We start from the raw sequence: 4,612 nt of genomic DNA on the forward strand, positions 1-4,612 counted from the left end.
TCGACCAGCCGGTCGAAGGGCAGGTCCTGGTGGCTCCAGGCGGCGAGGTCGGTCTCCCTGACCCGGTTCAGCAGTTCGCGGAAGCTCGGGTCGCCGCTGGTGTCGGTGCGCAGGACGAGGGTGTTGACGAAGAAGCCGACGAGGTCGTCGAGTGCCGGGTCGGTGCGCCCCGCCACGGGTGAGCCGAGCGGGATGTCGTGCCCGGCCCCGGAGCGGGACAGCAGCGTCGACACCGCGGCCTGGGCCACCATGAAGAGTGTGCTGCCGGTGTCCTGGGCCAGCGAGGCGAGCGAGTCGTGCAGGTCGGCCGGGCAGTGCACGGTGTGCGTCGTGCCCCGGTTGGACGCGGTGGCCGGCCTGGGCCGGTCGGCCGGGAGCGTTGCTTCCTCCGGAAGGTCAGCCAACGCTGCGCGCCAATAGTCGAGTTGGCGCTCCTCGTCGCTTCCGAGGAGTCGTTGCTGCCAGAGGGAGTAGTCGGCGTACTGGACCGGCAGTGGCTCCCACGCGGGGGCGGTGCCCTCGGTGCGGGCGGCGTAGGCGGTGGCCAGGTCGCGGAAGAGGGGGCCGTTGGACCAGCCGTCGGAGGCGATGTGGTGGATGACCACCAGCAGGATGTGCTCCTGTTCGCCGAGGGCCAGCAGATGTGTGCGGATCGGCGGCTGGACGGCCAGGTCGAAGGCGGCCGAGGAGAGCTCGGCCAGTTGTGCGGTGAGTTCCTCCTCGGTGGTGGTGATCAGGGGGAGGTCGATGGCAGCCGGGGGCAGGATGTGCTGATGGGGGGTGCCCTCGTGGGTGGGGAAGACGGTCCGCAGGCCCTCGTGACGGGTGGTGAGGTCGGTGAGGGCGAGCTGGAGCGCCTGGCGATCGAGTCGGCCCTTGAGGCGCAGGGCGAGCGGGATGTTGTAGGTGGCGGACGGGCCCTCCATCTGATCGAGGAACCAGAGCCGCTGCTGTGCGGAGGAGAGCGGTACGTTCTCCGGTCGCCCCTGTGCCATCAGCGCCGGCCGGGGCAGTTCACCGCTGCCCGCGGTGACGCATTCGGAGAGTGCGAGCACCGTCGGGTTCCGGAACAGGTCCTTCACCCCGAGCTGCACCCCGAACGCACGCCGGATGCGGCTGATCAGTCGGGTGCCGAGCACCGAGTGGCCGCCGCGGTGGAAGAAGTGGTCGTCGATGGTGACCGACGGCAGCCCGAGCACGGCCGCGAAGAGGCCGCAGAGCACCTCTTCCTGAGGTGTGCGCGGCGCACGCCCGTTGGTGGCATGGGAGATCTGGGGTGCGGGCAGGGCACGTCGGTCGACCTTGCCGTTGGTGGTGAGCGGGATCTCGTCCAGGACGACGAAGGCGGACGGGACCATGTACTCGGGCAGAGCGTCCGCGGCATGACCGCGCAGCTCGGCCACGTCGATCCCGGCCCCTTCGGCGGCGACGAGGTAGGCGACGAGGCGCTTGTCGCCGGGCCGGTCCTCCCGGACCACCACGGTTGTCTGTCCCACGCTCTCGTGGGCGGCCAACGCGGTCTCGATCTCACCGGGTTCGATGCGGAAGCCACGGAGCTTGACCTGCTGGTCGGCACGGCCCAGGTATTCGATCGAGCCTTCCAGGTTCCACCGGACCAGGTCGCCCGTCCGGTACATCCGCGCGCCGCCCTGGCCGTACGGGTCCGCCACGAAGCGCTCCGCCGTCATGCCCGGCCGGCCGAGGTAGCCACGGGCGAGCCCGGCGCCGGCGATGTACAGCTCGCCGGGGGTGCCCGGCGGAACCAGCCGCAGGCCCTCGTCCAGGACGTACACCCGGTGGTTGTCCAGCGGCTCACCGATCGGGATCGCACCCGCGTAATCCAGCGGACGGTGGATCCGGTGCGTCGTGGCGAAGGTGGTGGTCTCCGTCGGACCATAACCATTGACGACCGTGACATCCGGGCAGCGGTCCATGACCCGGCGCACCGCCTCCGGCGGAACGACATCACCCCCCGCCCACACCTCACGCACCCCGGCGAACGCCTCCGGAACCTCCTCCGCCATCACGCGGAACAGACCCGCGGTCAGCCACAGCGACGTGATCCCGCGCTCGGTCAGCAGCCCGCCCAGGGTCCCGGGGTCGAGGTGTCCGGGCGGCGCCACCACGACCGTGCCCCCGTTCAGCCAGGGCACCCAGATCTCGTGCGTCGATGCGTCGAAGGTGTGCGGTGAGTGGAACAGCACCCGGGTGTGGTTGCCGTTGGCGTACATGGTCTGCGCGGCCAGGTCCGCGACGTTGCGGTGGGTGACCGCGACCCCCTTCGGGACCCCCGTGGAACCCGACGTGAACATCACGTACAGCCACTGGTCGGGGTGGGCGCGGGGCGCCGGGGGCGTCGACGGGAGGTGGGCGTATCCGGCGGTGCCGTCGAGCACGACGGTCTCGCCGGTGGTCCGGGCCACGATCGGGTGATCGGCCAGCGCCCGGTCGGTGAGCAGGACCGGCGCCCCGGTCTCCGTGAGAATCCGGAGCAGACGGGTGTCGGGATCAGCGGTGTTGAGCGGGGCGTATACGCCTCCGGCCTTGACCACCGCGAGCAGCCCGGTGAGCAGCTCCGCCGACCGCTCCATCAGGACGGCCACGACGCTCTCCGGACGGACGCCGAGTCCCACGAGGTGGTGGGCCAGGCGGTTGGTGTGCTCGTCCAGCTCCGCGTAGGTCAGCTCCCGGTCGCCGTCGACCAGGGCGATCGCGTCCGGGGTGCGCGCGGCCTGGGCGGCGAACAGCTCCGCGAGGCCGGCGCCGGAGGAGCCGGTGACGGCACCGTTCCACTGCTCCAGGAGCTGGTGGCGTTCGCCCGCGCCGATGAACTCCAGCTCACCCACGGGAATTTCGGGTCGTTCGACGGCGTCACCCAGCAGCCGTACCAGCCGGGCGGTGACTGCCTCGACGGTGCCGGCGTCGTACAGGTCGGTGGCGTACTCGACACTGATGTCCAGGCCACCGGGGCGGCCGTCGGCCGTGCGGTGTTCGTGGAAGGAGAAGGTGAGGTCGAACTTGGAGATGTCGAGCGTCGTGAAGCCCGACTCGGCTTCGATCCCCGGGAGTTCGAGGGTGGGGGTGACGGCTTCCTGGAGGGTGAGAACGACTTGGAAAAGGGGGTGCCGAGCAGTGGAGCGCTCGGGGTTGAGGGTCTCCACCAGCCGGTCGAAGGGCAGATCCTGGTGGCTCCAGGCAGCGAGGTCGGTCTCCCGGACCCGGGTCAGCAGCTCGCGGAAGCTCGGGTCACCCGACAGATCCGTACGCAGGACCAGGGTGTTGACGAAGAAGCCCACCAGGTCGTCGAGCGCCTGCTCCGAGCGGCCCGCGATCGGGGCACCGATCGGGATGTCCTCCCCGGCGCCGGAACGGGACAGCGTGGTGGCGACGGCGGCCTGGGCCACCATGAACAGCGTGCTGCCGGTCTCCCGGGCCAGCCGCGTCAGCCCGTCGTGCAGCTCCGCGGGGACGCGAACGCTGTGGGTGCTGCCCCGGTAGGTGGCGACCGCCGGGCGTGGACGGTCGGCCGGCAGGGTTGCCTCGTCGGGCAGCCCGTCCAGGGCGTGGCGCCAGAATTCGGATTGCCGTTCCCCGTCCTCGGCGAGCAGTTCCTGCTGCCAGAGGGTGTAGTCGGCGTACTGGACCGGCAGCGGCTCCCACACGGGGGCGGCGCCCTCGGCGCGTGCGGTGCAGGCAGCGGCCAGATCCCGCAGCAGCGGGGCGGTGGACCAGCCGTCGGAGGCGATGTGGTGCATCACCACCAGCAGGACGTGCTCCTGGTCCCCAAGTGCGAACAGGACCGAGCGGACCGGCAGTTCGGCTTCCAGGTCGAAACTGCGGGCGGCATGGGCCCCGAGTTCCGCCTCCAGGGTGGCCTCGGTCGCGGCGATGACCGGCAGCTCCATCCGGACCTCGGCCGCCGGGAGCTGCCACTGGTAGGCGGCGTCGTCCGCCATCCCGAAGAGGGTGCGCAGCGATTCGTGCCGCACCACCAGGTCGGTGAGCGCCAGCCGGAGGACCTCCGGGTCGAGTGCGCCCGTGAGGCGCAGGGCCAGCGGGATGTTGTACGTCGCCGACGGCCCCTCCAGGTGGTGCAGGAACAAGAGGCGTTGCTGGGCGGAGGAGAGCGGCACCCGCTCGGGCCTGATCGCCTCCCGGAGCGCGGGCCGCCGCACGGCCTCGCCGCCCGCTTCCACGTACTCGGCCAGCCCGGCCACCGTGGGGCCCTGGAAGAGGTCCCGGACGGTGATCTGGACGCCGAAGGTCTGCCGGATGCGGCTGATGAGGCGGGTGGCAAGGAGCGAGTGCCCGCCGAGGTTGAAGAAGTGGTCGTCGATGGTGACCGACGGCAGGCCCAGGACCTCCGCGAAGAGGCCGCACAGAACCTCCTCGACCGGCCCCCGGGGCGCGCGCCCGGCGGTGTCGGCGCTCTGCTGGGGTGCGGGCAGGGCGCGTCGGTCGACCTTGCCGTTCACGGTGAGCGGGATCTCGTCCAGAACGACGAAGGCGGACGGGACCATGTACTCCGGGAGCGTGCCGGAGATCTCGCGGCGCACCGCGTCGGTGTCGATCCTGGCGCCTTCGGCGGCGACGAGGTAGGCGGCGAGCCGCT

1 protein-coding gene is annotated in these 4,612 nt (G+C 71.3%); it reads right to left on the reverse strand.

Annotation, left to right across the window (positions count from 1 at the left end; genetic code table 11):
• Window positions 1-4,612: amino acid adenylation domain-containing protein (locus ACIRJP_RS41975; RefSeq protein ID WP_404186423.1), on the reverse strand; the 4,612-nt coding region annotated here is incomplete at both ends.

The organism is Streptomyces sp. NPDC102437 (assembly GCF_044765565.1).
Lineage (GTDB): Bacteria > Actinomycetota > Actinomycetes > Streptomycetales > Streptomycetaceae > Streptomyces.